25 protein-coding genes are annotated in these 25,829 nt (G+C 49.5%); 21 read left to right on the top strand and 4 right to left on the bottom strand.

The genetic code is table 11. From position 1 onward, the window contains the following. From L3N51_RS08150 to L3N51_RS08170, 5 genes are all read left to right on the top strand, one after another. Positions 1-294 carry a Zn-ribbon domain-containing OB-fold protein gene (locus tag L3N51_RS08150; protein WP_238026625.1) on the top strand — a complete coding sequence of 98 codons (294 nt, stop codon included), beginning with the start codon at positions 1-3 and terminating at the stop codon, positions 292-294. A gap of 82 nt (positions 295-376) precedes the next feature. Continuing rightward, positions 377-1,975 carry an alkaline phosphatase family protein gene (locus L3N51_RS08155; protein ID WP_238026626.1) on the top strand — a complete coding sequence of 533 codons (1,599 nt, stop codon included), beginning with the start codon at positions 377-379 and terminating at the stop codon, positions 1,973-1,975. A 103-nt stretch (positions 1,976-2,078) separates the two neighbouring features. After that, on the top strand, positions 2,079-2,915 hold the full coding sequence (locus tag L3N51_RS08160; protein WP_238026627.1) for an undecaprenyl-diphosphate phosphatase: 837 nt from the start codon (positions 2,079-2,081) through the stop codon (positions 2,913-2,915). Between the two features lie 66 nt (positions 2,916-2,981). Next, on the top strand, positions 2,982-3,914 hold the full coding sequence (locus L3N51_RS08165; RefSeq protein ID WP_238026628.1) for a zinc metalloprotease HtpX: 933 nt from the start codon (positions 2,982-2,984) through the stop codon (positions 3,912-3,914). A gap of 110 nt (positions 3,915-4,024) precedes the next feature. Continuing rightward, a complete protein-coding gene (locus L3N51_RS08170) occupies positions 4,025-5,338 on the top strand; it encodes an MFS transporter (RefSeq protein WP_238026629.1) in 1,314 nt (437 codons plus the stop codon). A 1,023-nt stretch (positions 5,339-6,361) separates the two neighbouring features. Here the strand turns inward: L3N51_RS08170 and L3N51_RS08175 are convergent. After that, the gene (locus L3N51_RS08175) at positions 6,362-6,886 is read right to left on the bottom strand and encodes a hypothetical protein (protein ID WP_238026630.1); all 525 of its coding nucleotides are present in this window, start codon (positions 6,884-6,886) and stop codon (positions 6,362-6,364) included. Between the two features lie 194 nt (positions 6,887-7,080). On the opposite strand from L3N51_RS08175, the gene L3N51_RS08180 reads away from it, so the two are divergent. The 9 genes from L3N51_RS08180 (at position 7,081) to L3N51_RS08220 (ending at position 18,369) form a co-directional block, all read left to right on the top strand. After that, positions 7,081-8,571 (top strand): class I adenylate-forming enzyme family protein, encoded by a 1,491-nt coding sequence (locus L3N51_RS08180; RefSeq protein WP_238026631.1) that lies wholly within the window; start codon positions 7,081-7,083, stop codon positions 8,569-8,571. A 373-nt stretch (positions 8,572-8,944) separates the two neighbouring features. Continuing rightward, entirely contained in the window at positions 8,945-9,361 is a 417-nt protein-coding gene (locus L3N51_RS08185) for a universal stress protein (RefSeq protein ID WP_238026633.1), read from the top strand. 255 nt (positions 9,362-9,616) lie between these two features. After that, positions 9,617-12,454, top strand: coding sequence for a thermopsin family protease (locus tag L3N51_RS08190; protein WP_238026634.1), 2,838 nt, complete (start codon positions 9,617-9,619; stop codon positions 12,452-12,454). Positions 12,455-12,850: 396 nt separating this feature from the next. Next, positions 12,851-13,348 (top strand): hypothetical protein, encoded by a 498-nt coding sequence (locus L3N51_RS08195; protein WP_238026636.1) that lies wholly within the window; start codon positions 12,851-12,853, stop codon positions 13,346-13,348. 15 nt (positions 13,349-13,363) lie between these two features. Then, positions 13,364-13,798: a hypothetical protein gene (locus L3N51_RS08200; RefSeq protein WP_238026638.1), complete on the top strand. Its 435-nt coding sequence runs from the start codon at positions 13,364-13,366 to the stop codon at positions 13,796-13,798. Between the two features lie 135 nt (positions 13,799-13,933). Beyond that, positions 13,934-15,667, top strand: coding sequence for a DNA/RNA helicase domain-containing protein (locus tag L3N51_RS08205; protein WP_238026640.1), 1,734 nt, complete (start codon positions 13,934-13,936; stop codon positions 15,665-15,667). Positions 15,668-15,714: 47 nt separating this feature from the next. Next, a complete protein-coding gene (locus L3N51_RS08210) occupies positions 15,715-16,089 on the top strand; it encodes a hypothetical protein (protein ID WP_238026641.1) in 375 nt (124 codons plus the stop codon). 65 nt (positions 16,090-16,154) lie between these two features. Beyond that, positions 16,155-16,580 (top strand): hypothetical protein, encoded by a 426-nt coding sequence (locus L3N51_RS08215; protein WP_238026642.1) that lies wholly within the window; start codon positions 16,155-16,157, stop codon positions 16,578-16,580. Positions 16,581-17,091: 511 nt separating this feature from the next. Further along, positions 17,092-18,369 carry an ATP-binding protein gene (locus L3N51_RS08220; RefSeq protein WP_238026643.1) on the top strand — a complete coding sequence of 426 codons (1,278 nt, stop codon included), beginning with the start codon at positions 17,092-17,094 and terminating at the stop codon, positions 18,367-18,369. 394 nt (positions 18,370-18,763) lie between these two features. Here the strand turns inward: L3N51_RS08220 and L3N51_RS08225 are convergent, their stop codons facing one another. Then, positions 18,764-18,901: a hypothetical protein gene (locus L3N51_RS08225; protein ID WP_238026644.1), complete on the bottom strand. Its 138-nt coding sequence runs from the start codon at positions 18,899-18,901 to the stop codon at positions 18,764-18,766. A gap of 27 nt (positions 18,902-18,928) precedes the next feature. Between L3N51_RS08225 and L3N51_RS08230 the strand changes: the two genes are divergently transcribed. The 4 genes from L3N51_RS08230 (at position 18,929) to L3N51_RS08240 (ending at position 21,847) form a co-directional block, all read left to right on the top strand. Beyond that, positions 18,929-20,164 carry an AAA family ATPase gene (locus L3N51_RS08230; RefSeq protein ID WP_255776236.1) on the top strand — a complete coding sequence of 412 codons (1,236 nt, stop codon included), beginning with the start codon at positions 18,929-18,931 and terminating at the stop codon, positions 20,162-20,164. 39 nt (positions 20,165-20,203) lie between these two features. Beyond that, positions 20,204-20,626: a PIN domain-containing protein gene (locus L3N51_RS08235; RefSeq protein WP_238026646.1), complete on the top strand. Its 423-nt coding sequence runs from the start codon at positions 20,204-20,206 to the stop codon at positions 20,624-20,626. A 123-nt stretch (positions 20,627-20,749) separates the two neighbouring features. Further along, entirely contained in the window at positions 20,750-20,872 is a 123-nt protein-coding gene (locus tag L3N51_RS12575; protein ID WP_255776238.1) for a hypothetical protein, read from the top strand. 129 nt (positions 20,873-21,001) lie between these two features. Beyond that, complete coding sequence (locus L3N51_RS08240; RefSeq protein ID WP_238026647.1) at positions 21,002-21,847, top strand: metallophosphoesterase; 846 nt, start codon at positions 21,002-21,004, stop codon at positions 21,845-21,847. A 94-nt stretch (positions 21,848-21,941) separates the two neighbouring features. Here the strand turns inward: L3N51_RS08240 and L3N51_RS08245 are convergent, their stop codons facing one another. Together L3N51_RS08245 and L3N51_RS08250 are read right to left on the bottom strand one after the other, a co-directional pair. Further along, positions 21,942-22,421: a hypothetical protein gene (locus L3N51_RS08245; protein ID WP_238026648.1), complete on the bottom strand. Its 480-nt coding sequence runs from the start codon at positions 22,419-22,421 to the stop codon at positions 21,942-21,944. A 10-nt stretch (positions 22,422-22,431) separates the two neighbouring features. Continuing rightward, entirely contained in the window at positions 22,432-23,514 is a 1,083-nt protein-coding gene (locus tag L3N51_RS08250) for an AAA family ATPase (RefSeq protein WP_238026650.1), read from the bottom strand. Between the two features lie 748 nt (positions 23,515-24,262). Between L3N51_RS08250 and L3N51_RS08255 the strand changes: the two genes are divergently transcribed. From L3N51_RS08255 to L3N51_RS08265, 3 genes are read left to right on the top strand one after another with little or no spacing between them, the layout of a single operon-like run. Next, complete coding sequence (locus L3N51_RS08255) at positions 24,263-24,658, top strand: hypothetical protein (protein ID WP_238026652.1); 396 nt, start codon at positions 24,263-24,265, stop codon at positions 24,656-24,658. After that, the gene (locus L3N51_RS08260) at positions 24,659-24,982 is read left to right on the top strand and encodes a hypothetical protein (RefSeq protein ID WP_238026654.1); all 324 of its coding nucleotides are present in this window, start codon (positions 24,659-24,661) and stop codon (positions 24,980-24,982) included. It begins immediately after the preceding gene. Then, positions 24,979-25,266 (top strand): hypothetical protein, encoded by a 288-nt coding sequence (locus tag L3N51_RS08265; protein WP_238026656.1) that lies wholly within the window; start codon positions 24,979-24,981, stop codon positions 25,264-25,266. Before L3N51_RS08260 ends, L3N51_RS08265 begins: the two co-directional genes overlap by 4 nt. Positions 25,267-25,829 lie beyond the last annotated feature (563 nt).

Consider the following 25,829-nt stretch of genomic DNA (forward strand, 5'->3'; position numbering starts at 1 on the left):
ATGACCTTCAATGAAGGTAGAATAGAGTACCTCCACTGCGAGGAGTGCGGGCACAATTTCTTCTACCCAAGGGACAGATGCCCCAGATGTCACGGCAACAGGCTGGAGAGGAGGACGAGCTCAGGGAATGGAAGAATTTTCTCGTATACAGAATTCCAGGGCGGAATTTACGCAATAGTGGAGATGGATGAGGGGTTCAGACTCTACGCCAACGTCAGGGATAAGGTGAAGATAGGGGACAGGGTGAGGGCCGTGCAGGGAAAGGGAAGACCAGAATTCGTGAGAGAGCCATGAACCTATATAGCTCTACAATCACTATATATTTTACTATTTTTATGTAAGTAATGGTTATTTTCAGGATAGAAACCCTTTTGATATGAACACCTGGAAATTGATTTCCACAGTTTTGGTAATCCTGTTCGTGGCCTCCTTTTTACCCACAGCCCATGCGGGCGAGGCCTCCTCCACTGCCACCCCAATAAAGCACGTCATCTTCATAGAGCTGGAAAACCATGCCTTTGACAGCATATTCGGTACGTATCCCTTTGGTTACCCAGTGATAGAGAACAACATAACCATGTCGTTGATGAGACCGGTGAACTACATCTACAACCTCTCTCTTCTTACCCTACTCATGCAGAGCCACGGGAACGTGACGTGGATATCAGTTCCGTCGGGGAAGGATTACCTTCATCCCTACTACGCCAACTCCACAGTCCTGAAGGATCCTGTTGAGGGATACTCCAACTACCACGAGGACTGGAACTGGGGTAAGATGAACGGTTTCGTGAACGGTTCAGGTCCCCAATCCCTCGCCTACATCTCGTATGAACAGGTCCCTCTCCTGTGGGATTACGCAGAGGAATACGTTTTGTTTGACAATTACTTCTCCCCCACCCTATCCGTGACTGTTCCAAACAGGATTGCGTACATCACTGGCTTCCCAACCCAGGTGGAGAGCGACGCACCGCAGTTCGGATTGATACCCCTCAACGACTCAATACTGTATCAGCTCACGGAAAACAACATTAGCTGGGGCTGGTACGAGTACGGCTACTCAAGGGATTTCCAGCTGTTGTCTCCAGACCTCTACCTGGGTTACAACAACACCGCACCTCTCCCCGTGAGCCTGCTGAAGGGAGCAAACCAGTGGAATTCACACTATCACGATCTAACTGACTTCCTAGCTCAGGCAAAGAACGGAACCCTACCCTCCGTCTCCTACGTGATGTTCACGGGTCCCATGGGTTACGACGATCATGTGCCGGGTTACGATATGCATCCTCCCTTCAACACTACGCTTGCCATGATAGCCCTTGATAACGTGATAAATGCAGTAATGACAAGTCCTGAGTGGAACTCCACGGTGATCTTCATCACCTTCGACGAAGGAGGCGGATACTACGACCCTGTCCCACCACCCATAGTGTATGGGTTCGGACTGGCGAACGCTCCCACCCTTTCCAAGTTGTTACCGGGTTACTTCACCCTGGGACAGAGGATTCCACTGCTCATGATATCTCCCTACGCCAAGGAAGGATTCGTGGATAATTACACTGCCTCAGGTTACTCCATCCTCGCCTTCATCGATTACAACTGGCACCTCCCCTACCTTAACCCCATAGTGAAGGAGTTCGGCCCCAATGCCATCCTGTATGGACTCAACTTCACCTCTCCAAGGGCTCCTCTGGTCCTGACTCCCGAGAACTGGACCTATCCCGTACCATTGCAGTATCCCATACATTACGGATACGTTGCCACCATAAACAACAACTACACAGAGTACAACCAGCTGTATCACGTCATGAGTATGGGCAACTACTCCCTCCCAGAGTACTTCACGCAGGGAAACGTGGTTCAGGGAAGTACAGCTTCAGGCCAAAACTCAAGTCAGGGATTTCCTTCTCTCCTCCTCATGATCCCGGTGCTTCTGGTAATAATAGGTATAGGCCTCTATCTGGAGAGGAGAAAATGAGACCTATATAGAAACTGTAGACTACATAGATCTAATTAGACCTATATTCCACACTTTTTCTATATGTGTAAATCCTAATTTCCCAAACCCATCTAGCTCTAACATGAACTACATACTTGTGGGAATAGTTCTTGGACTGGTTCAAGGGATAAGCGAGTGGCTACCCATCAGCAGTAAGACACAGGTGTTGATAGCGTCAACCTTCCTCCTCGGTTTGCCCTTCTCTCTGGCCTATTCATTCGGACTCTTCATGGAGATAGGGACCATCTTCGCTGCAGTCATCTACTTCAGGAGGGAGATAGTTCGACTATTCAAGGCAATGGTGGGCAGGGGTACCGCTCTGGATCTCAAGTTATTGAAGTTCGTGATCATCATAACTGTGATTACGGGTATGGTGGGAGTTCCCCTTTACCTCTTTGTGATAGACCTGGTTACGTCAGCGGTGGTGGGAATACCCATGACCATTCTGGGAATAATCCTCATCCTGGACGGGGTGGTAATATACTTGACCAGAAGGAGATACGTTCCCAGGAGAGGACTGGAGGAGCTCGGATGGAGAGACATGGTGATCATAGGCCTCGCCCAGGGTCTGGCGGCGCTCCCTGGGGTCAGCAGATCGGGAATGACCACATCGGCCATGATATTGCTGGGCGTGAAACCTGAGGAGGCCTTCAGGCTCTCCTTCATCTCCCTGATACCTGCAGCCCTAGGGGCAATAGGTGTCACGGTACTTTTCAGTAAAGCTGAGGTAGTTCAGGCCGTTCATCTCATAAATGTAACAGGACTGGCTGTATCTATGATAGTGGCCACAGGCATAAGTCTGGTGCTAATAGATGCTCTGCTCAAGTTTGCCAGATCCGGGAAGGTCCTTATCCTGGTGTTCACCCTGGGACTGCTGGCGATCCTGAGCGGGTTGCTCAGCACTGTTTTTGGAGGATAAAACGTCCACGCCCTCCTGCACTCCTCGCTCTCCTAAACTTTTAACTCCATCACCCAATCTAGAACCATGAACGTTAGGGAAAGGCTCCTCGTCAGCATGACAGTGGCCCTGATCCTCACAGTGCTCTCAGAGGGACTGATTCTTCTGGTAATCTCGTCGGCCCTCAGGATACCTCTTCTGCTGATTTTCCCACTCCTCTTCGTTTTCTGGCTCTTTCAATGGCTCATCTCACCGTACCTTGTGGGGAGAGGAGGGATTGAAGTCTTCATCAACGATCCCGAGTACGGGTGGATAGTACAGATGGTTCGAGAGATTGCATTGGCGTCAAGGGTTTCTCCGCCTAGGGTTTTCCTGGTTGATGCTCCCTATCCCAACGCCTTCGCCTACGGCAATAGCGTTTCAGGAAGGAGGGTCGGTATTACCCTTCCCCTTCTTCAAATACTGGATATGAACGAACTGAGAGCGGTGATAGCTCACGAGATAGGTCACCTCAGGCATAGGGACGTGGAGATCGGAATGACCCTTGGACTCATTCCCACCGCCCTTGGTTACGTCAGCACTCTCCTCATGAATGTGGGCTTTCTGGCGATTCTCTTCGCCGGGGACGAGTTTGAGTTCCTTTTCGCCCTCCTCGCCTTAGCCCTGGGTTTCATCCTCCTGGTGGCCACTCTCACGCTTCAGATTTTCGTCCTCTGGTTCAACAGGTTGAGAGAGTCATATGCAGATTACAACTCCTACCAGGTGCTGGGAGAGGGGTCAGGTGCCCTGGCCACTGCCCTGGCAAAGATAGAGCTTTACATGCAAAAGATCAGACTGGATCCATTCACAGGGATCATTGTAACGGCAGCCCCGGTCAGGGTTGAGCAACAGGAGCCCCTCTTCGTGGTGAGGGAGTGGCTGAACAGGAAGGTCAGCGTTTTCACGGACATCCTGTCCACTCACCCTCATCCAGCAAGGAGGGTTCAGATGCTCTACAGGCTCATCAGGGAGGGAGGATGACCAAGCTCACCCAGATTCCTAGTAACATTTTAATGGTAATACGATATCATCTAAACTTTTTAGACAGTCACACGGTTAACCTTTAAAATCTACTCAATTCATATACCTTGATGGATCCAAATCCCTTCAGTAAGAACCTGGACAAGTTCTCTTGGTCCAGGGTGCATACCTTCGCGTTCATAGCCTTCTCGGCGGGATTTTTCCTTGAGGCCTACATTTTTGGCATGGCCTCCATTGCAACCGGCTGGGTCTCCGTTCCCAAGTTCCTCACCAGTACACTCCTGGCGTGGGCTCCCCTCTGGCTCATAATAGGGATAATAGTGACCGGACCCCTCTCTGACAAGCTGGGAAGGAAAACCATGTTCTACATCACCATGACGCTTTACGGTGTGGGTGCGGTTGGCCTGGTTTTCAGCGGAACCTACTACCTTATCCTCCTATTCCTGGCGCTCATGCTCTTCGCCGCCGGGGGAGAAATGAACACAATAATGATTGCAACTCACGAGATAATGCCCAGGAAGCACAGGAGTAAGGCCTTCTTCCTTGAGCTAAACTTCATCAATGTGGGAGGTTTCGTCCTGGGCCTGGTGGGTTACCTGGTTCAGAATCAGACCGTGTTCTTCCAGAGACTCATGATAGGCGTCACGGTCCTCATTGTGCTCATGGTCCTGATCTACGCGAGGCTGAAAATACCCGAGTCCATAAGGTGGCTGGAGAAGCAGGGCAGACTGGAGGACGCTGAAAAGGAGATGAAGAAGTACTTCGGAGATGTGAAAATAATTTCCCAGGAGGAGCTGAGACCCAAGATCAAGGTAAAGAAGTTGCCCACTTGGTTTAAGCTTTTCGTGGCCATAGTGGTGGCGGCTGCGAACACCATAGGCTATGGGCTGATGACTTATGTACTAGGCCCATATTACTTTCCCAGTCAGACTGCCCTCATAATACTGGTCACAAACCTGGCTGAAATGGCTGTGGGATTCGTGATCGGAGCTTTCGCGGACTCGCTGAGCAGGAAACTCCTGCTTCTAATTTCCTTTGTCGGCGCCACAGGGTTCACTTTCCTCATCATGGGTACCATTCCCGCGTGGAGCGTCAACCTCTCCCTGTTTTACTCCCTTCTGGTGTTGCTGAACATATTCGTGGGGATCTCCTACCTCACGGAGGACGCGTTGAAGAGCGAAATATGGCCCACGCTCAGGAGGGGTACCCTGACGGCAATAGCAAGGTTCATATCAATTGGAGCGTACATTCCCACCATCTACCTGACCAGCAACTTCAGCATCTTCCAGTACACCCTGTTTAACGGTCTGGTATGGGCAGTGGGTACGGTGGCTGCTGTTCTCTGGTTTGTGAAGGGATATGAGACAGGCAAGGGAGTGAGCGTGGACGAGGTTTCGGGAGAGCTGGAAGGGACAAAGGTGTAATCTTTTTTTTATGAAGAGAAATCTTTTTAAGTGTGGGGCTGTTCGCTCCTGTAATCTTGGTTGATCTCGAGAGGGGAGATCATCCTCTCCACCTTTGTACCCCTCAGTCGTCGCTATTGAACCTCGGGGTTCGTCTCCCCAATCTGTCCTCACGGTTCATTGTTTCACGAAGTTCTGAACTCTTCCAATAAAAACTCGTATGGCGGAAATCCCTATCTATCTGTTGTCCATCCTTCTAACCTCCCTCTAATCCCGGCTAACAACAATTCTCTCGCCCTAGTCAATTCGTAGCCATGATTTAACCCCTTGTTTCTCTCTCCTTGATGGAGTCGTCGGCGCGCGTAACCTGGATGAGCCTTGAGTTCAGTTCGTCGTAAAAGTCAGGTTAAAAGTCGTTCTCAAGCTTGGATCGACCACGTAAACCTTGTTGTCACAAAGATTCGGAAAGTCTCGCCCTTCGGAGCGGGGTGGCTCACAGGTAAGCCACTGCCTCAGTTTCTGACCGTATCTGGACGGGGAAAAGAGCATATGTGCCTCACTAATTTGGTTTGCCCATACCTCCAACGTGGTCTCATTAAGGTCCATCTCCCGCTGATCCACAAGAATCTGCTTCATCCTCAACGTTCACGGGGTGTCTGTGGAGGTCTCAGTAAAATGGTCTACCATACTATACCAACTCTACATGGACTTGGTATAGTATAATGTACCAACACGTGGACACGTCAAAGCCTTTACTCCAGGAAGGGATAATTAGGAATCCTCGCTCTAAACATTTCCTGGAGATTCCCTGGATTACTGCACCTCTCACGGGATTGATACATGAAAGGTAATAGAATTCTCCAGGCAGATGTAGATCATACCGTGAATTCAAGGGTTTTACCCACGGTACTCCAGGTCAAGAGTTTTACCTTTTCAAACAATTGTGAGGTAGCTCAACTGTGATCAAGGTAAAGAGGACATGGGAGGCATGAGGATAACGCGTTTAATTTCAGCGTACCACGTTACTCTCCCTAGAACCTTCTTTCATCCTATTCCGCTACTTACCCCGGACTTGGCCAGCAACATGACAATACCCGCCATCTTGATCATGTCCCCTACTATGGACACCATGCCCGCGTTAAAGAGGAAAAGTGGAAGACCGGCTGTGAAGATCACAGCACCCCAGAAGAAGAGCGATGAATAAAGTCTCGATATTTTATTCGCAGTAAGATAAATGGATATCCCTGCAATTGGCTCCAGGGTGTAACCTGCCAGGATTATCTCCACTCCCAGAAATAGATGTTCAAATGCCAGAACCAGTCCCACGAATGTTATCACTATTGCGCTAACGGCCATATAGTCCATGATCCACGGTTTCTCCAGTTTACTCATTCTGTAGCTCATGTAAGATGGTATGGCCATTATCCACACCCCTGTCATTATGACGAGAAAGGGTTCAGAGAGCGCATACGAGATGCCGTGAATCTCAAGTAGGGCCAGTCCGTAGAGAATTACGAGTGAAGCTATCAGGCTAATTACGTTTCCTTGAAATAGATATTTCCTGTTCATATATTTCAGTTCACGGAAAAGAACTTAAACTATTGTTAAACCCTATTTTAATCCTAGACTAGTTGAACCGGACTCCCGTGATCTCCCCCCGGAGGATTGCTTTATCCTGGAGAAAATTCGATGATAGGGGCAGAGGCGTTAGGCATCCACCGAAACCTAGCAGGACTTTTAAGCCGGCGTGTTCACTCTCCATAATGATTGCAGGGCCTTCACTTAGGGAGTTATTTAGCCCTCTCACCCAACCCGAAATCCTTGAGAGGTCTACTGGTGACCTCTCAGTTACCTATTTCGGTACCAGCATCTCTTACCCCAGACTAAGGGAGCTAGTTGAGGGAACATCCTCCCTACTGGCAGACCTGGGGGTAGGCAAGGGGGACGTCGTTATTCTCTCCACTCAGAATATTCCGCAGTTCCTGATAGCTGAATACGCGGTGTGGAGAAGGGGTGGAGTGGTCCTGCCGGTGAATCCAGGTTACACGGAGAGCGAACTTGCCTACCTGGTTCAGGACTCCGGTGCAAGGCTCATGATCGCTTCCTGCGAATCCCACATCACAACCAAGGTTCCAGTGGTAAGGACAAATCCCCATACCTTCCATGAGGTGGAGGGATGGGATGTTCCCTATTGTGAGGAGGAGCTGGTCATGGGGGGTAGGGCTGACAAGGTCTTGGTGTCCCCAGATGACGTTGCCGTTCTCATGTACACATCCGGCACAACTGGTAAACCCAAGGGGGTGCCCATAACCCACCGTAACCTCTTTGCCTCCTCCCTCATTTACACAACCTGGTTCAGGTTCACCTCCGGGGACAGGGTACTCGGGATCGCTCCCTTCTTTCATGTAACTGGACAGGTCTTTCATGTGACCACACCCATCATGGCGGGGGCTGAAATACATACGTCGTACAGGTTCGATCCCAGGAGAGCCCTTCAGACAGTGGAGAGGGAGAGGACAACTGTTACCATGAGCGTGGCCACGGCATACAGGGCCATGCTGAACTCCTATTCGGGAGAGGACCTCTCTTCCATGAGACTGTGGTCCTCGGGAGGGATGCCCATGCCCAGAGCCTTAGAGGAGGAATGGAGGAAGGTGACCGGGTCCTGGATTTACATGGCCTGGGGGCTCACCGAGACAACTTCACCTGCAACGCTTTGGCCCTATCCCTACGAGGGTAACCTGCCCGTAAACGAAATGGGGGTGGTGAGCTCAGGCGTACCCGTTTACAACACGGAGATCAGGCTGGAGGACGGTGAGCTTCTGGTGAGGGGACCTCAGGTCGTGAGGGGATACTGGAAACAGGAGGAGTTCAGGGACGGCTGGCTTCCCACAGGAGATGTTGGGGAGATAAGGGATGGATGGGTTTACGTTATAGACAGGAAGAAGGACGTGATAGTGACCTCCGGTTTCAAGGTGATGCCAAGGGAGGTCGAGGAGGTTCTGCACCTTCATCCTGGGGTTGATGAGGCGGTTGTTGTGGGTTTACCCGATGAGTACCGAGGGGAGAAAGTGGTAGCCTTCGTCAAGCCCAGAAAAGGGGCGACCCTGAACCTTGACGAGTTGAAGGAGTTCTGCAGGACCAGGCTGGCCCCCTATAAGGTACCCAGAGAGATCAGGATAGTGAATGAGATTCCAAAGACAGGCTCAGGGAAGATAATGAGGAGGGCGTTCAGGGAGGGATCCCACTCTTGACGTAGGGGCCCGTTGTGACACTAACGCACTCCTGTATATGACCGTAGGGAGACCATCAATTTTTCACGGATCGTGAGAAAGTGCAGGGGTTGAAGCTTCGGTACCCCTTCCCCTCAAACGAGGGCACGTCCTCTCTCCCTTGCGTACATGAGAGTTAGGGGCAAGGATCACCTTCCCCCAGTGAACTGGTTACTCTTTTAATTTACCTCCTTGATACTTGATCGCTGTTATGCCTTAACTTGATAGTTTTCATTCTACCCCAGTCTTCTCCCCTCATAATTTGATCATTTTTAAGTTAATCAAGACTCGCAATAAATGAAACTAATAGAAAAGTTTAAATTGTTCCATTAGTAAGATATAGCAGTGGCCTCACTTGTACAGAAAACTATTAGTGGGATATGATGGATCGGAGCACGCCAGGAGGGCATTGATTCACGCCATTCAGCTGGCCAAGCTTCATTCAGCCAAGGTGATAGCTGTGGAGGCAATAGACTCAGATCACTTTGTGCTGGAGGGATATTACAGGGAGGATCACGTTAAGATCAAGGAGAGGGTCATGTCCCACACTGAGGAGGTAAGGAGGATCTCACGTGAGCACGGGATTGAGGTGGAGTTTAAGGTGGCGAGAGGTCCTCCCGATCAGGTTATCTCCAAGTTCGCAGAGGAGGAGGACGCGGATCTCATAGTTCTTGGAACCAGGGGTCACAGGGGACTGAAGAAGGTTTTTCTGGGAAGTGTGAGTTCCTCAGTTGCGGAGAGGACCAAGAAGCCGGTTCTGGTGGTGAAGTGAGCTCACCAGTTCAAGAACGGGCAGGCAATTTGCGGTAAGTGTTAAGGTTTTCCCGCCACCCGAGCCCTGTTGAACCATATGATGTCATCACGTGTGAAAATCTTGATATGAGTCAATATTCATGCGCGTTTATCCCAGTCCTGGCAGGGAGCTTGTTCAGGTAAGAATCCAAAAACAAAATTAATCACCTATCCATGTGTCTGGATCACGGGGAATTTGGAACAAGTTTAAAGCAGTCCGGAGATCAAAATTCCCATGCGTTATGTGATGCTTACCCTTGTCCTTCTCTCCCTTGTCACCCTCTATCCCCAGGTTCACGTCCATTCCGCCCTTCCGGTTCAGGTGCCCCGTCACCTTCACGGTGATCCCTCCTCCTCCTTTTACCTTCTTCCAGGATACTACCAGACCTTCTCGTGCACCATTTACTCTGGACAGAACATGACGGGACAACTCACCTCCTCCAATCCCGTCACCCTCCTTGTCCTGAATTCCACCGAGTATCAGGAGTATTCATCCACGGGCTCCTCCGCGTCCATCTTCTCGGCATATGGGGTGAATATATCCTTCAACGTGGGCCCACTTCAGGGAGGTCAGTATTACGTGGTGGTGGAGAACAACAACTCCCTAATTGACAACATTTTCCTCACCTACAGAGGGATCCCCCTTGTCCCCTTCACCGTTCATTCCTCCCCACCGGCACCCATTGGGATAGCTGACTACGGCGTTGATAATACCTCAACCGGGTTGAGGGGCTACGTGGTGAAGTTCAACGAGGCCATTGGTAAGTTCACCATATACTCAATCTCAGCCTACAACGCCACTCCTCCCCAGGGAATATCTCCCTACTCAGCCTCCCTTCAGTTCAACCTAGTGCTTCAGGTCAACACCTTGAGGGGAAGTTACCAGTACTGGCTCCAGAACGTTCCCATCTTCCTTACAAACAACCACACGGTACTTCTCGTGGATAACGTATGGAACCTCACCAGCTACCCGTCAGTCCTCTCCAACTCTACGGTGTCTGGACAGGGGCACGTTTACTCCTTTGGCAGGGGATATTACACAGAGTATTATTACGCCTATGGAACCTCCAACTTCAGCTATACCATACCTTTCTCAGGGGAGCTTTACGTGAAGGTGAATCCCGTGTCCCAGGGGGTCCTGGTCATGTTCGGGTTCTATAACGGAACCATGAACTGGTACGATAACGTCACCATTCATCAGAGTGGAGTGAGGAGCGCCTACCTCCTCGTGGATGGATTTAACACCACCGGGAGCGGAAGTAGATATGACGCCGAGCTCGTGTTCGGGGGAGGAGGAGGCGGGGAGATAACCTACTTCAACTCCATGAACGCAAGTCTCTCCATGTCCTACCTTGTGAACGGATCCCCAGTCACCCCCAGGGAACTTTACGGGTACGGAGCTGACACTGCAGAGGCTGCGGACAACCTGAAGACCTCCCTCGTGAATGGGGAGCCCGTGGTCACGGTGGGACAGGAGAATTTCTTCGAACCGCTCTACCCGGTTCAGGGCCTCGCGGGCCACTTCTCCTTCCATGTGGTGAGGGCAGAGGAGGGTTCCCCAGTACTTGTGAACGTGAGCGTCCAGGTGCTGAACGGAGTGGGACCTTACATCTACAGGTTCTACCTGGATCACGTCCTGGTGAAGGAGGTGAGCGGTACCTCAAGCCTATCCATCCAGCTGGATCTGGGAGTTCTGAGCGCAGGGCCATACAACCTCAGCGTGGTGGTCGTGGATGGGCTGGGTCAGTCCGTAACAGGATCAACCCAGTTCTCGGTGGGAAGCGGACCCGTGGTGACCATAAATGCCCCCACCCTCTTGGATTACGGTCAACCCCTGACGGTTAACCTTCAATACTCGGGGGGAACTCCACCCTACACCGTAACCCTCTACGTGAACGGAACACCCCACCAGGTTAGCGGGAACGCGGTAACCCTGACCCTGCAACCTGGAACCTACGTGATCTTCGCAACTGTGACCGATTCGCTGGGAGTGTCATCCTCCTCAAACAGGGTGATGGTGAAGGTGAACCCGGATCCCAGCCTTACGTTATCCTTCCCCACGATCTTGGATGTTGGCCAGGGAGGCAACATCACCTACTCGGCGTCAGGGGGAACTCCACCCTACCACGTTGTGGTATACCTCAACGGAACACCTGTGGGAAATCACGTAACCTTCACCAGGCCTGGAATTTACCTGATCACGGTGATCCTGAGGGACAGCCTGAACTACACCGTAACTAGGTACCTGACCGTGACCGTGAACCCGGACCCCCAGGTGAACCTCTCCTCCTTACCTGTCCTGGATGCCGGGCAGGTTAATCCGGTGAACGTGACCGTGTCGGGAGGAACCCCACCCTACAGAGTGGTGTACAGCGTGATGGGTCAAACCTTTACCAGCCTTGTGAACGGTAGTCTCTCCATACCCCTTTCCCCTCCGCCCGGGAACTACACCCTCAGAGTCACAGTGGTGGACTCCCTTGGGGTCTCAGTAACCAGAAATGTGACGTTCCAGGTGAACCCGGACCCGTCCCTGACCCTGGTTTACAATTCCACGATCACGGATCAGGGCGTTCCCATTTCCCTACAGGCCAGGTATTCCGGGGGAACTCCACCCTACCAGCTAGAATGGTCCACAGGCTCCTCCTCTCCCGGGATACTCTTCAACGATCCCCCGGGAAACTACACTGTAACCGTTAACCTGAGGGACGGAGCGGGGTTCACCCTGAGCAGGAGCGTGACTCTTGTGGTTCATCCGAGACCTCAGGTTAACTTCACGCTACAGCAGACATCCCTGTTCCTGGGCGGGGCACTGGTTGCCTCATCCCATGTGATTGGAGGGACTCCTCCATACTCATACACCTGGTTGCTGAATGGAAGGGATGCGGGTAACGGGAGTGAACTTAACCTTACCCTCTCGCCTGGAGAGTATAACCTCACCCTTGTGGTCAGGGACTCCCTGGGGGTCCCCTCCACGTATGGCATGTCCGTGAACGTGGGTTACGGCTACGTCGTGTACTTGTTTCCCGCGGCCGGAGTGCTTGCGGTGGTGGTGCTGGTGTTAAGAAGGAAATGAACCAAAGCTGAGTGAGAAAAGGTGAGCCTGAATGAATGAGATTAGTCTCTTGTTCCATTTTTATTCGATATGCCCAAATTTTATCCAGAATCAGTGTATAGAAATTAATCAAAAGCTACTGGATAGATTTTGAGTGAATATGTATAGTTATTCAGCCTTCCTCGATTGAAACAACGTAATAAATATGGATCTCCAAAATCCCGATACACCTCCTCAGTGGGCAGTGGAGAAGCGATTATTTAATGCCTTCAGATACCAGGCCTAGTTTCCAAGAGTTAATATGAAACTAGAGAAAATATATTTTAGTTATTATTACATGAGTAACATATTACCCACCCGTATCTTTTAACGTCACTAACGGAAAACCATATAAGTGTCATGTGTAATCTATTACACATGTCATATGACCCGAGGAGAAACATTTACCTCAATCTGTTCTCCGGTGTAATCAGCGAGGCGGATATTGTTAACATCCTGGGATATATAGAGAACGAGACGTCAGCCAAGGAACTTGAGGAGAGGAGCGGAATAAGCAGGAAATCCATATACAACTGGACCCATGGTAAGGTTGAAACTATATCTAGGGAGAGCAGAAGAAAATTCCTAGAGGCTCTTTTCGACATTGTGGGTGTAGAGAGGAGTCTGCTTTACCTTGCTAAATCTAAAAGGGTGACTTACATTAGATTACTCGGAGCACTCCTTGAGAACAACGTAGACATCTCTGAACTTCAGGTGATAGTTCATGGTAACATCATAACCAACAAGACGCCAGTTACACGACTCAAACCCGAATCCCTTCTATCCCAGAGCAACGAATATTTCTCTGCCGAAGGTGACACCAGCAAGAGCCAGTTATCGTCTGAAATTTCACTACCCAAACAACTTAACAGATAGACGAGGTGTATCTTTTTGATAAATATTAAGAGAGAATTTGACTACGAAATTAAAAAGCTGGAACCTAATATATATGATATCGATCTGCAGGATAAGGGAATCAAAGGAAAGTTAGTGGTTTATGCCGTTGTGACCAACATCTATGAAAGGGAGGACCAGGGCAAAGAGCTAGAGGACAGGATTTTGGTTCGTTTCAACATCAATGTGGGTTTCAGGAATCAGGGTGAGAGAAGGTACACAGAGGAGCAGAAGCCATCAAGTCAGCTAGATATACTGGGAATGGTCAAAGTTGTTCAGGAGCCCTTCACAGAGTACGTGCTCGAGGATAGAACCACGCTGAGGACAAGGTATGTGCCTACACATATCTACTTGATGGAGGGTGCCAGGGACATTGTTGGGGATCCGGTTTTCACGATAAAGGGTTCATTACTAGTCTCACTTGCAAAATAGATTCCGTCAATGAAGCCTCCAAGTCAAAACCTCCGTTACTTCGGACATAACATCTATCACAGAGAGTATACAATATACCCCGAAATCGACACTAACCGGGAACCCTTTTAACAACTTGAAGTTTTAGTTAGGTTGATGACTCTTCCCCTCGTTGAAAGGCCCGACAGTATCACGGTAGACATGTTGGAGAACGCGTACCTGTCCACATTCACGGAGAGGCCGGGGCTGGAGCAGGTAAACGCTTGGAGAAGCAGCCTGGAGTTCCTCAGAAACAGCGGGATCAAGACTCCGGTCATAGTGGAAATGCCTATCCTGGGTGGCGAGAGGGCGGATTTCGTTTTTGTGGACGATCAAAGAGGCCTAGTAGTGGAAATGAAGGGGTGGAAAAACGTCAGGGTCCTTAACGATTACCTAGTAAAGGCTGACGGTGGGATACATCTTAACCCGTGCTATCAAGTTGAAAATTATGTGAATAAATTAAATTATTTCCACTCCTCCAACGTCAGATTTGAGGGAACGGTTGTCATGTATAACGTCAGGGACGTGGAGTTAGAGTGTGATGTAATCACAGAACCTAGGGAGTTAAGGGATGCTGTGAACTCTCTGGGCCCCGTCAATCAAGAGGCGCTCGATAGAGTTCTCAGGGGGAAGTTTCACATCACCGACGCCCTTGTTAGCCTTCTGGAGAGCCAGGGCAGCAGTATCCTGCAGAACGCCTCAAGGGCTCTCCTATCTAGGGGGTACGGACTCACGGAGGAGCAGGCTTTGCTGGTTCATCAGGTTATGGAAGATCTGGATAACAACAGGGACAGAACTTATCTGGTGAGGGGAGAGAGCGGATCAGGTAAGACGCTTGTGGCCATTACCCTCCTGATCGAGGGTCTGAGAAGGGGGAAGAGGACTGTCCTAGCCTACAAGAATAATCGTTTACTCAATACCCTGCGGATGGTACTGGGACCTGTTAGCGGCGCCGTCAGGTTTTACTCCACAGGGTATAAGGATGGGGTGGGACAGCCAAGGTTCAATGAGGAGCTCGACCTTGTTATTTTTGACGAGGCGCAGAGAATGACGGAGGACGTGATAAAGACGTCTATGACCAGGGGAAAGGTGAGGGTTTTCTTCTACGATGACAACCAGATCCTGATTGGGGAGGAGGTTGGCACCAGAGATATGTTCAGGCGTTACGCGAGTTCCTCAGCCTTCACGGAAATGTCATTATCCAGTCTTTTCAGGCAGTCCAAGGAGTACCTTTTCTGGGTAAGGGAACTCCTGTGGGGTAAACCTGAAATGGCCAGAAATCTGGGGATTGAGATCAGGGTATTCAATTCCATAACGGACATGTTGAGGGAACTAAACAACAGGGAGGACAGAGCGCTGGTATGTGCCTTTACGGAGTCTGAGGGAGACCAGAAGAATCCTGACTCTCTAAAGAACGTGAGAATAGGCTTCCCGCTTCAATCGGGTTTCTCTCTCTACAGGAACGTGGACCTGAGAAACGTGGTGGGTAGGGATAGGATAACTTGGCTTATGGATCCCAAGAAGGACTATCCCCTATACTGGACCCGAAGAAGTGACCTCTCCAGATGTGCCTCTGTGTATGGGGCTCAAGGATTCGAGGCGAGCTATGTGGGAGTCGTGTGGGGGAGGGACCTAGTATGGAGGGGTGGATGGAGCATAGATCCTGGTCCAATCACGGATGACGTGGGAGGAAGACACTCACTCAAGCGGCTAGCCTCAAGGGATCCAAAAAGGGCATTGGAACTCCTGAAGAACAGGTACTACATCATGTTGACCAGAGGAATCAAAGGTGTTTACATCTTCCCGGAGGATAGGGAAACAGGGGTCTTCCTTAACTCGCTCCTGACTTAAGTACACAATGCAGCACTTATTAACCGCTGCCCCCACAAAGCAGCGAAATGATTGAGGACCCGGTCAAGGTCACAATATACCCTAGGACACTGATAGATGAGATCCTGATCTCCAAGGAAATTGAAGGGGAGAAGATAAACATAACAATCACCATAGCCTTTGCCAACATATGTTCCCTCCTCAGGTATAGGGTGTCCCCAGGCGAGCAGAAGGTGAGGGTGGAATACATTTACAACCTGGTGAAGAATGATGTTGAGACTGACGAGGTAAACCTTCACGAGGAGTTCCACAGGGAAATTGTAGAGGGAATTGAACTATATCTGAGCGGAACCTACAACGAGGAGGACCTGAAGTGGACGTTATTCTATAACCTTTACGACGACAGGCTGGGTTCACATTTACAGAGACTGATAATGAGGTGATACCTGAAGTACGTTGAACTTACTCTTACGAAAAAGGTTATAATATTAGTCGTAAACTATGCTATGTGAAACTTCTCATTTTGCTGGTTGTATTCCTAGTTGTAGCCGTTTCCCTAGGGGTAATTGAGGAAACCCATCTCTTCACCCGTTTCACAGTAACTAGTGCCCCATCTCGCAATTCCACCCAGGCTCCCTCTCCCACCTTCCATTCACCGCAGGGATTTTACGTGGTTAATTCCAGCGTGTACCTGGTTTACTACTCTCCATTTTCCCAGGTTAGGATAGGGAACGTTACCTTCATACATGGAGGCCCCATCATGGCCGGGTACGACGGAGTATATCTCGTGGAGAACTCCACTCCCCTGAATCTGGGGGAGGTCCAGTTCTATAACGGCACTTGGTTTAACATAACCCTTCCAGTGTTCCATCAGGGGCCCGGGATGTTGCCTCGAGGAACTCTGTATCCTGAGAACGGCGTAATACCATTTTAGGGGATTGGTCTGCTTCATGCTGGTTCAGCCGGTTAGGTGCTGGGCCTTTAAGGTTAGGTTGTACGGTTCGTCCTCCTCGGCTCCGGTTGAATGTGATGTCCTGTTTATCTCTTCTGGATTTATCGAAGCTGGCTAGAGTGCTGAGTTCATTAAATGATGGACGCAAGAGAAATTCACAACAAGAAAAAATCAGGATCACTGTCCCGTCTTATCCTGTGACCCTACCACGTGTACATAGGAACTCCCTTTCTCAGTGTCTAACCTTCATTTCCGGGCAATGTCTCCCACCGGACTTTTTAGAGCAGAGGAACTGGTCATCTGCCGGCTTCCCAGGAGGGCCCACGTATATCTCAAGAGGGGTGGCTTCAAGTGATCTGGAGCCTTTGGGATCTTAACCCACGGATCCGGTCTGGAGGCGCTGTCTCGATTTTTGATTCTTCCCAAGAATCAAATTTACCTGTTTTTGATTCTTCCCAAGAATCATTTTTAACCTTCCATCGAATCTCCTACCATGAACAGGGATTCAATCATCAAGGCCATGATGGACTGGAACTTCTGGTACAGGGAACAATTCACGGGAGTCTCAAGGGAGGAGTATGTCTCCGCTCTTCTTCGTTACCTGGAAACCGGCCTGGTGGTGAATCTTTCCGGCGTGAAGAGGTCAGGGAAGTCCACCATCTTCAATCAGGCCATCAGGAGACTGATACAGGGAGGGATTGATCCCCTGAACACCCTCCTTCTCAACTTCGAGGATCCACGTCTCTCCGTTGACGGAGAGGAACTCTTCCAGGTCTATTCCCTCTTTCAGGAACTGAGGGCGGAAAAGGGGGTTAAGGGTAAGCCCTACCTGTTCCTGGATGAGGTCCAGAGAGTGAGGGGTTGGGAGGGATTCGTCAGATCCATTGTGGACAGAAAGGAGTCATTTGTCGCAGTCTCCGGATCAACCAGCGAACTTCTACACCTCAACCAGGTCCTCTCAGGGAGGCACGTTGCCCTCTCCGTGTATCCCCTCTCGTTCAGGGAATTCCTTACCTTCAAAGGAGTTCAGATCTCCTCTGAGCTGGACCTGCTGGCCAGGGAGAGCGAGGTGAAGGCACTGTTCCAGGAATACCTGAGGTATGGCGGATTTCCCCTGGTTGTCCTTTCCCCCATGAAGGAGAGCATCCTGGTCAACCTCTACCAGGATCTTGTGAGCAAGGATGTGATCGAGGCCTGTAACCTGAGGAATGCCCACCAGGTTAGGGACCTATCCCTCTTCTACCTGAGCAACGTGGGAAACAGGGTTACCCTGAGAAGGGTTTCCAGACTCCTCAACATACCCTTCAAGAACGCACTGAGGTACACAGAGTGTCTGAGGAGAGCATTCCTGGTGTTTCTGGTGAGCCCCCTCACCCCCAAGCTGTCCGAGATGGTCAGGGGAGAGAAGAAGGTGTACTCTGTGGATCACGGGCTGGCAAACGTGGTGGGATACAGGCTGGGAGAGTCGCTGGGTTCCGTTCTGGAGAACCTGGTGTTCCTGGAACTGTTGAGAAGACATGGGGAGGGAATTTATTACTTCAGGGGAAAGAGGGGCGAGGTGGATTTCGTGGTGAAGGGAAAGGTCATTGAGGCCTATCAGGTCACCTATTCCTTGAGGGATTGGGATAGGGAGGTGAAGGGAATGGAGGAGCTCCTGGAGAGGGGCGAGGTTAAGGCTAAGATCATAACCTTTGACGAAGAGGGAGAGGTAGAGGTGAAGAGGAGAAGGGTGCCAGTGATGAAGGCCTGGAAGTGGTTGCTTAGGGGTTGACGTACTCGTCTCCGGGTTGAAGATTTAGGTGTAACAAGGAGAGTTTCTTCCCTGAGCTCAATGCAACTCTCTTTGTATGAAGACTTTAGGAACGGTACTGAATTTGGAAATAGACGTGGGAAACTTAACGAGGAATTTTAAGGGAAGAGGCACTCTTCTCATCACAACACGCTTACGAAAACAAGTATGTCCATACCAGAAGATTAAAAATTAATCAAAAGTGTTAGTGCTACCCTGGTAAAAACTTTTCAAGGGAGAAGGGACTAACGTTGAGTTCAGGGAAACGCTATCGTTGTTGTAAGTGAACTCAGGTGGAAAGCGGAGAAAAGTTAGTCAATATCAATATCATCTCCTCATGATGCAGGATCCGGTTCACGTTGCCGAGTGTCATCTGTCACCTGTCTAGGTTGAGGGATGGATTATTACCGTGGCATAAAGTGATAAGGGGCCTATTCCTGCGACGTGAACTGGATTTCTCACGTGGTTCCCTAGAGGCGTCTCCACCATCCCTAGGATATATCCTTATTAACACAATCCTCACCCCTAACTCAGATAATCAATGATTTCACAGGTTAGTATTGCTAACTTTAAGGGTATTTCCAGTGTGAACATATCACTATCCAAGGTGAACGTGTTTGTGGGCGAGAATGGAACAGGTAAATCTACCGTGGCTCACGCCCTGGCTATGCTCTCCAAGTCTTTGGATACTTCCAGCCTAGACACGAATCTACCATTCATAAATCTGGGCCCCTTAAACAAGTTGGTCCCTCCAGGTGAAAAGGGGACCATAACTGTGAAGGGTGTTGAGAGGGTGCCCAGTCTTCTATCTCACGAGGTTGAGTACTCCCTCAAGGTAGATTTCGATTCTCAGGGATTGTACAGGTATGAGACTAAGGTATCCACGCCCGAATTAAATGAACTTAGCATCGTCAACACTTGGGATAGGTACGGTCCCTCTACCGTTACTCCCGGGTCGCTGAACATAGAGGGCATAACCTATAACTTAGCCCCATCAGGTGTCATAGGTGAGGCCTTTAAACCGGGGGGATACGCCTATCCCACACCCATGACTCCAGAGAAGGAGAGCAGGGCTAGGAAAATTTACGAATTGTTAACCGCTATATCCGTTGTCCCAGCCTTGTCACTGCAGAAAGTCAGGGTTGTACCAATTCTACGTGGGTTCTTAGAACCAATGTATCCCCTCCTCCCATCAATCTCATTAGAGTTTAACATTAGGGGGATAATGTTCTCTGTGGGAAGCCAGGTCGCAAGTGCATTAGCCTACATGGACCCTCAATCCAAGGAAAAAATACAGAGTTGGCTAAAGAAAATCTTTAACGTCAGGATAGATTGGAGAGTGGAGCCCGGACCTCAAGTAAGTATATTCAACGCTGATAAGGATGTTTATCTCGTGAATGAGGGATTCGGGATAAACCAGACGGTGTTCATTTTCGCGGAGTTGTTAGGGAGTAAGGTAGTGATTGTGGAGGAACCTGAAATTCACTTGCATCCTAAGGCCCAGTTCCTCCTTGGAAGATTGATTTCAGAAATCAGTGTAAAGGAGGACGTACAGGTAATCCTCAACACCCACAGCGAGAACATAGTATCCGGTATACTACACGCGGTAAGATCCAAGACGATTAAGCCCGAAGATGCAACTATCTGGTTATTTGAGAAAAAGGAAAAGGGTAACACGGCCAATAGGTGTTCCATTAACGAGGATGGTACCACGGATGAGGGCCTCAAGACCTTCATAGAGGCTTCAATTCTGGAACTTAGCGACATAATTGGCTAAGGTGTAGGGCGTGGGAGATCTGGTTATCGATATGAATGTATGGATAGCGGCTGCCACTTCGAAGAATCCAATACTGGAGATGTTGATGACAGAGCCCCCAATCTTTTACTTAGCATACTCAAGTGTAAACATAAAATTTACGTTACAAGTGAAATAGAACAAGAGTATTATGATCTATTCAAGAGAATAAAGAGCGGAATCTATGGTGACGTCTTGCAAAACGTTGCTAAGTACTACGTCCAATTTTCTCAATCAAAAAAGGTGGTCAGGGTAGAAGGTGGAGAGTCTAACATGCGTGCATTACCGGATGAAAGCAAGATAAAAGATGAAGACCGAAAGTTTGCAAGGCTGGCATATCACAGGAACCTTATCCTCGTAACTTACGATCAGCCACTCAAGGAGGCACTTGGAGAGAGGGCCAAAAGCCCAGAAGAAATAACTTCACATGAACTACTGGAATAGACGAAATGCATTCTTCGCCTTGTCCATGTCCTTCAAGAGTCATCCACGGGCGTCACACGGACCCATCCCAGGTCAGAATATTTTCACCCCTGACCCCGCTCTTCTCAAACTCCTCTATCCCTGATGATATGGATTCGGATAGGAGAAACAAACCTGATCTTCCCAGACGAGGAGTCCATGCTCAGGGTACTGAAGAGCGCAGGAATAGGACTTGAGGAAATAACCGTGGTGGATAAAAGGGAGTAGATCTTTTTTCCCTTCTAGTTTCCCTAAATTTGCGGATAACTTGAGAGTTTTCATGTATCTCTGTGAGAGAGGGTTTTAACGCCTTCACGGGAAAACACAAGTTGGAACCGTGGTACACATATACCGGAAATGAGAGTGTATCCCGTGAAGGTCCTTTTCGCCTCCGACGTTCATTACCCTGACGGTGATAGAACCTCCAGACTCTTCTCCCTTCTAAGGGGTAAACCAGACCTCCTGGTTCTGGCCGGTGACTTGATCACCCTGGGCTCGGCGCAGGATCTCAGGAAGTTCTTCGTCAAGTTGAGGAAGATATATCAGGGACCTGTGGTGGGAGTTCCGGGCAATCACGAGCACTGGCTCACCAGGGGAGAGAGGGACAGGGGAATCACAAGCCTCGAGAAGGTGGAGATGATAGCAGAGGTCTACAGGGAGTTCCGCGGTGTTCTCCTCCAGGTTGACGGGCCCTTTCAAACTGACTCAGGCCTCACCCTGGTGGGAACCACTGGCTGGTACGACTACTCCTTCGCCAGGGATCTGAACTTCTCCGTGGAGGATTTCGAAAACTGCAATCCGTATCACTGTACTAGGGAGGAATTGATGGCGTGTGAGAAGAGGGGTTATTGCGACTGTAAGTCCTGGTTCAACGACTGCATTTACGTGAATCTTGGAATGTCCAACGAGGAGTACCTGAGACTTAACGTGAGGATCCTGGAGGATCAGCTGAGGTCAGTGAAGGATGCGGTGGTGGTTCTCCATCACGCGCCCAGGAAGGATCTGATCAAGGTGACGGGGGAGAGGGAGAAGGACTTCTTCCTGGCCTTCGATGGAAGCGAGAGGCTTGAGGAGGTGATAAGGAATCACGGGGTTGAACACGTGATATATGGTCACCTTCACGAGGGGAGCAGGCAGGATCACGTCACGGTGGATGAGGTGAGGTACGTCAATGGGTACAGGTTCCAGCTCATGGAGCTGTGATGGTCACTGGTCAACTGGTTGTGGAGTGCGTAAAGGTGAATTGAACTCACCGGTTAAGTTCTCCTTTCCCTGAGAACGCGTGAACCAGATCGTCTTAGGGATCTGTCACTGCTCCTAGGAAATCCTGGAAACTCCTCTTCCTCTCGAGAAGATCTAGGGGAACCGTATCCACCATTCTGGGAAGGTTACTCTTATCATAATCCATGTGCTGTTTAAGGTATTGAGACGGTTTAGGATCATCCGGTTTAATCCATTCCTCAATTTCTGGGTCAAAAATAACGGGATGTATCTTGTTTTTTCCTACAACTCTTTCCAAGGAATTCAAGGAATTTTGCAGGTCATCCAGATTGTCATCATCCCTATCCACAAAAATCAATATCTTGTCGCATTTTGAGTCCAGTCTTTTGAGAATCCTCTCGGTCTTGGAGGACATCACGTTCTGCTTTCCTCTAACAGAGTAACAGTCAGCGAACCAGGCCGATTCATCAACTCTTCGTAATGACTTAAGCTTCTCTAGGATCCCACGGATGAATTCACATCCATATGTATCCTCAGAGATCCCACAAATCCTCAAGGTATCACCATCAATATATGATCCACTCGCTCAGGGTGAGCCCCTTCTCACGAAGGTTCCTTCTCAACTCCTCCGGGTTCTCAAATCTCCTCGGTTTTGTCTCCCCCATCTCCCTGTCCAGGAGAATGATCTCAGATGGGTCCATGAAGTCCATCACCATTGGTGAATGGGTTGTAACAAGGAATTGGGGGGCAGAATAATTCATTACATCAATTAACCTCTCCACGAACCTCAGATGGAGGGAGTTCTCCAGTTCGTCAACCACCACCAGACTGGGCTTGAGCATATACACGCCGACCATGAGGGTGAGCATTTTGACCACACCGGAGGGTATAGACGTGGATGGAATGGTGATCTGTTTTCCGTTCACGTTCTCCTCAGCATATAATCTCACGTTTCCGTCCTCCGTCACAGTTGTCCTCACGGCCAGATTCAGCGAGTTCAGGAACTCGGAAACCTGCTTTGGCAAGGGTTTGCCCAGCAGAATCCTTGGAAGACCCATTCCATCCTCCCTGAGTCCCTCTGGAAAGCTGATGTGAACCGGTAAGGGGGCGTTCTCCGTGGAGCGGAGGATCATAACGTCATTGAAGAAATTGAGCATGAAGTCTAGGAAGTCATTCCAAGGAGGAAGTGGGAGTGAAGTCATCACCATACCCCCGATCCTGGTGTACATGTTGAAGAGACTCATGTTCTCTGGAACCTCCGCCCTTTTCCCCTCCAGATCAACTGTATTTCCCTGTCTCACGATCTCATGACCATCAAATCTAATCTTCTCCTCCTTCACGAGGAAGGCGTATTTCCCGTTGAGTGTGATCTCGTATCTGAACTCCTTATCTCTGTACTTCCCTGAGAGTTGGAATGAAATGTCAAGGTCCGGATCCTGCATGAACACAACGCTCCTGTAATCTCCCCACCTCGCAAAGGGATATGGCGGGAGAGAGGTTGGCCTCAATACCTGCTTCAGGAATGAGAAAGCGTCAATCAGATTGGTTTTACCGCTTCCGTTGGGCCCAACCACTGTATTGATTTTCCCCAGCTCGAGAGTGATGTCCCTGTAACTCTTGAAGTTCCTAATCGTGATGGTGTGGAACATGTCTATACAAAGTTATCTCCTGCGTATAATAGCTTTCCTCGCTAACAAGGTATCCAGTCACGGGAATCGGGTTTTCAACGTCTTCCCGAGATCGAGGAAGTTCAGTTAACCGGGGAGTTTGATCACGTCTGTCCCTGCTGGTGGCCAGAACTTATCGGAGCAATGGGCCGATAATTTGCGTCAAAGTAGCGCAGGATTGACCCGCATCCCGCTCCTGTTCGTTAGTCACGTTGCCTCGAAGGGTCAGGGGATAGTTCCGGTTAGGAGTAGCCCAATCAAGAAACGGCGAGTTTGGCTTTCCCGAACTCCGTCCTCATACTTCCCAGGTTCAGCCCCGGGCCATCTCAACGCAATTACCTCCATCGAAAATCTCCCGTTCCCATCACGTCGCATGTTTTCAGCCAGTCCCCAACTCCATGAGACCAACCATCTCATCATCAACATGTCCAAATCCTCTGTTCAAAAATAGCTTTAACAGTGTTTAACATCACCCCGCCATCCCTTGGGAAATATCTAGAAATAACTCCAACGCCTTGTGGAGTTTTTACTCATATGACAAACTCTAAATCTTATCACAAATTAACATACAATCCAGTAGAAGATTCAGGTCACTCTATCTATTCTTAATGTGTGATCATTTGAAGAATAAACTTTTTATAGAATTTTAATCAAGATGTATGATCAATTATTTGGGTTAATTAGATTAAAATTTAAATAGTTAGAAAGCATATAGATGATATGAAGTTATATGGATATCAAGTCACTAAATAGAACGGTCCTGGTCTCCGCATCAGTTCTTTACTCCGCCAATGTGATCCTATCCATCTCCCTGTACACCCTGCTTTCCCTCGTGTCCCTTCCGGTGAGCAACGTGGACCTTAAGGCCCTGTTACTCTCGGTCCCCCTGATCTCAGGGGTCTTCAATGCCCTCATCTTGGCCATGTTAACCATGGGGCTAAAGTTCGCAGAGTACTACGGGATCGGGAAATCAGTGCTCGCGTTAATAATCTACTCAGGGTACTGGGTAGCCTTCAGGCCACCCATTGACGTGGTGGTTTTCATTGTGTCCATTATGGCCCTCTGCGTGATACAGATAGGGGTTCTCTACCTGTTCTCAAGAGTGCAGAAGGAGTTGTTTGGTTAGATGCTCATAAAGATCAGGTTGAAGGGCCAGGAGGTATATCCGTCGCAGATAAGGGGTAAGCTGGCCTTCGAGAAGAACGTAATTCTCCTGTTCAGGGTACAGGGAAGGATCGTGTACGTGGATTATGGCGCGGAGAACCTGGGAGGATATGAACCTCCCCTGATCCTCCAGGGAAAGGTGTACACGCTGGAGGTTGTGAGGGTTCCCCCGGAGTACTCTACCTACATCAGGTGCATAGCTGGGGAAGTGGAGAGAAGGGTTAACCCCCTCTTCAGGAACAAGAAGCTGGCCTGCAACAATGAGCTGACGGTGGTGCTGGAATGAGAGTGGAGGAGATACTGGATTGCGGAGCGGTCAAGTGCATGAGGACCGGGGAGGTGTGCGTGGAAGTGGACAGGGTCAGGGTGGTGTACTCAGTGAACGTCAACCCGGGGATCCTGATGGAGATAACCCTGAAGGGGAATAACTACTCCTCCACCTGCAGGATTATTTACGATATGAGACTGGACAAGGTTGTGGACATATCCTGTGTGGGATTCAAGGAGGAGAGGGTCAAGATCACACTGGAGGAATGTTTCAAGCGGAAGGGAATTCTGTACGCGAGATAGGGGCTGGAGTTAAGCAGGAGTTGATGGGTTGAGGTAGGCCTGGTTCATGTCTGGATCTAGGTTCACGCTCAGCTAACCCGGGCTTCTGTATGTTTTGGGAAAAACCTGCGGTGAAAACCAGGCTTTTTAACGTGATTCTTCAACTTCTCATGCATGTGTACGCAGTCAAGTTTGGCCGAGGGGATGATAATAACCATGGTCTCATCTGCACAATCCTCCAGGCTTTCTACCCTACTCCCATCAGGTCACTGACTGAAGCACATCATGCATCTGGCTTTGCGTAGCTATTTCGTTGTATAGCCCAATCATCATGAGAGTAGTCCATTGCAGGTAATCAGGCCGTCTCATTCATCGCTAGGGAGATCCCGCCCTGACTGAGCTGTGGACTTATCATGAAGGTATAGTTGTAGCCGTTAACTGAGCCGAAACCCACCCTGGACCGTGAAAATCCTCCGAACAGCGAGAAAAGAATCTATTGAGTGTGTCCATAGTGTCGTCAAACTTGCATAAATTAGTTTTATGGCGTTGTGACTTCGCATCGAATTCATTGAAACTTAAAATAT

It is taken from the genome of Metallosphaera javensis (ex Hofmann et al. 2022) (genome assembly GCF_022064045.1).
GTDB classification, from domain to species: domain Archaea; phylum Thermoproteota; class Thermoprotei_A; order Sulfolobales; family Sulfolobaceae; genus Metallosphaera; species Metallosphaera javensis.

Coding starts and splice junctions, on each gene's coding strand:
- L3N51_RS08150 (WP_238026625.1), top strand. CDS start 1: ATGACCTTCAATGAAGGTAGAATAGAGTACCTCCACTGCGAGGAGTGC.
- L3N51_RS08155 (WP_238026626.1), top strand. CDS start 377: ATGAACACCTGGAAATTGATTTCCACAGTTTTGGTAATCCTGTTCGTG.
- L3N51_RS08160 (WP_238026627.1), top strand. CDS start 2,079: ATGAACTACATACTTGTGGGAATAGTTCTTGGACTGGTTCAAGGGATA.
- L3N51_RS08165 (WP_238026628.1), top strand. CDS start 2,982: ATGAACGTTAGGGAAAGGCTCCTCGTCAGCATGACAGTGGCCCTGATC.
- L3N51_RS08170 (WP_238026629.1), top strand. CDS start 4,025: ATGGATCCAAATCCCTTCAGTAAGAACCTGGACAAGTTCTCTTGGTCC.
- L3N51_RS08175 (WP_238026630.1), bottom strand. CDS start 6,886: ATGAACAGGAAATATCTATTTCAAGGAAACGTAATTAGCCTGATAGCT.
- L3N51_RS08180 (WP_238026631.1), top strand. CDS start 7,081: ATGATTGCAGGGCCTTCACTTAGGGAGTTATTTAGCCCTCTCACCCAA.
- L3N51_RS08190 (WP_238026634.1), top strand. CDS start 9,617: ATGCGTTATGTGATGCTTACCCTTGTCCTTCTCTCCCTTGTCACCCTC.
- L3N51_RS08195 (WP_238026636.1), top strand. CDS start 12,851: ATGTCATATGACCCGAGGAGAAACATTTACCTCAATCTGTTCTCCGGT.
- L3N51_RS08205 (WP_238026640.1), top strand. CDS start 13,934: ATGACTCTTCCCCTCGTTGAAAGGCCCGACAGTATCACGGTAGACATG.
- L3N51_RS08210 (WP_238026641.1), top strand. CDS start 15,715: ATGATTGAGGACCCGGTCAAGGTCACAATATACCCTAGGACACTGATA.
- L3N51_RS08220 (WP_238026643.1), top strand. CDS start 17,092: ATGAACAGGGATTCAATCATCAAGGCCATGATGGACTGGAACTTCTGG.
- L3N51_RS08230 (WP_255776236.1), top strand. CDS start 18,929: ATGATTTCACAGGTTAGTATTGCTAACTTTAAGGGTATTTCCAGTGTG.
- L3N51_RS08235 (WP_238026646.1), top strand. CDS start 20,204: ATGGATAGCGGCTGCCACTTCGAAGAATCCAATACTGGAGATGTTGAT.
- L3N51_RS12575 (WP_255776238.1), top strand. CDS start 20,750: ATGATATGGATTCGGATAGGAGAAACAAACCTGATCTTCCCAGACGAG.
- L3N51_RS08240 (WP_238026647.1), top strand. CDS start 21,002: ATGAGAGTGTATCCCGTGAAGGTCCTTTTCGCCTCCGACGTTCATTAC.
- L3N51_RS08250 (WP_238026650.1), bottom strand. CDS start 23,514: ATGTTCCACACCATCACGATTAGGAACTTCAAGAGTTACAGGGACATC.
- L3N51_RS08255 (WP_238026652.1), top strand. CDS start 24,263: ATGGATATCAAGTCACTAAATAGAACGGTCCTGGTCTCCGCATCAGTT.
- L3N51_RS08260 (WP_238026654.1), top strand. CDS start 24,659: ATGCTCATAAAGATCAGGTTGAAGGGCCAGGAGGTATATCCGTCGCAG.
- L3N51_RS08265 (WP_238026656.1), top strand. CDS start 24,979: ATGAGAGTGGAGGAGATACTGGATTGCGGAGCGGTCAAGTGCATGAGG.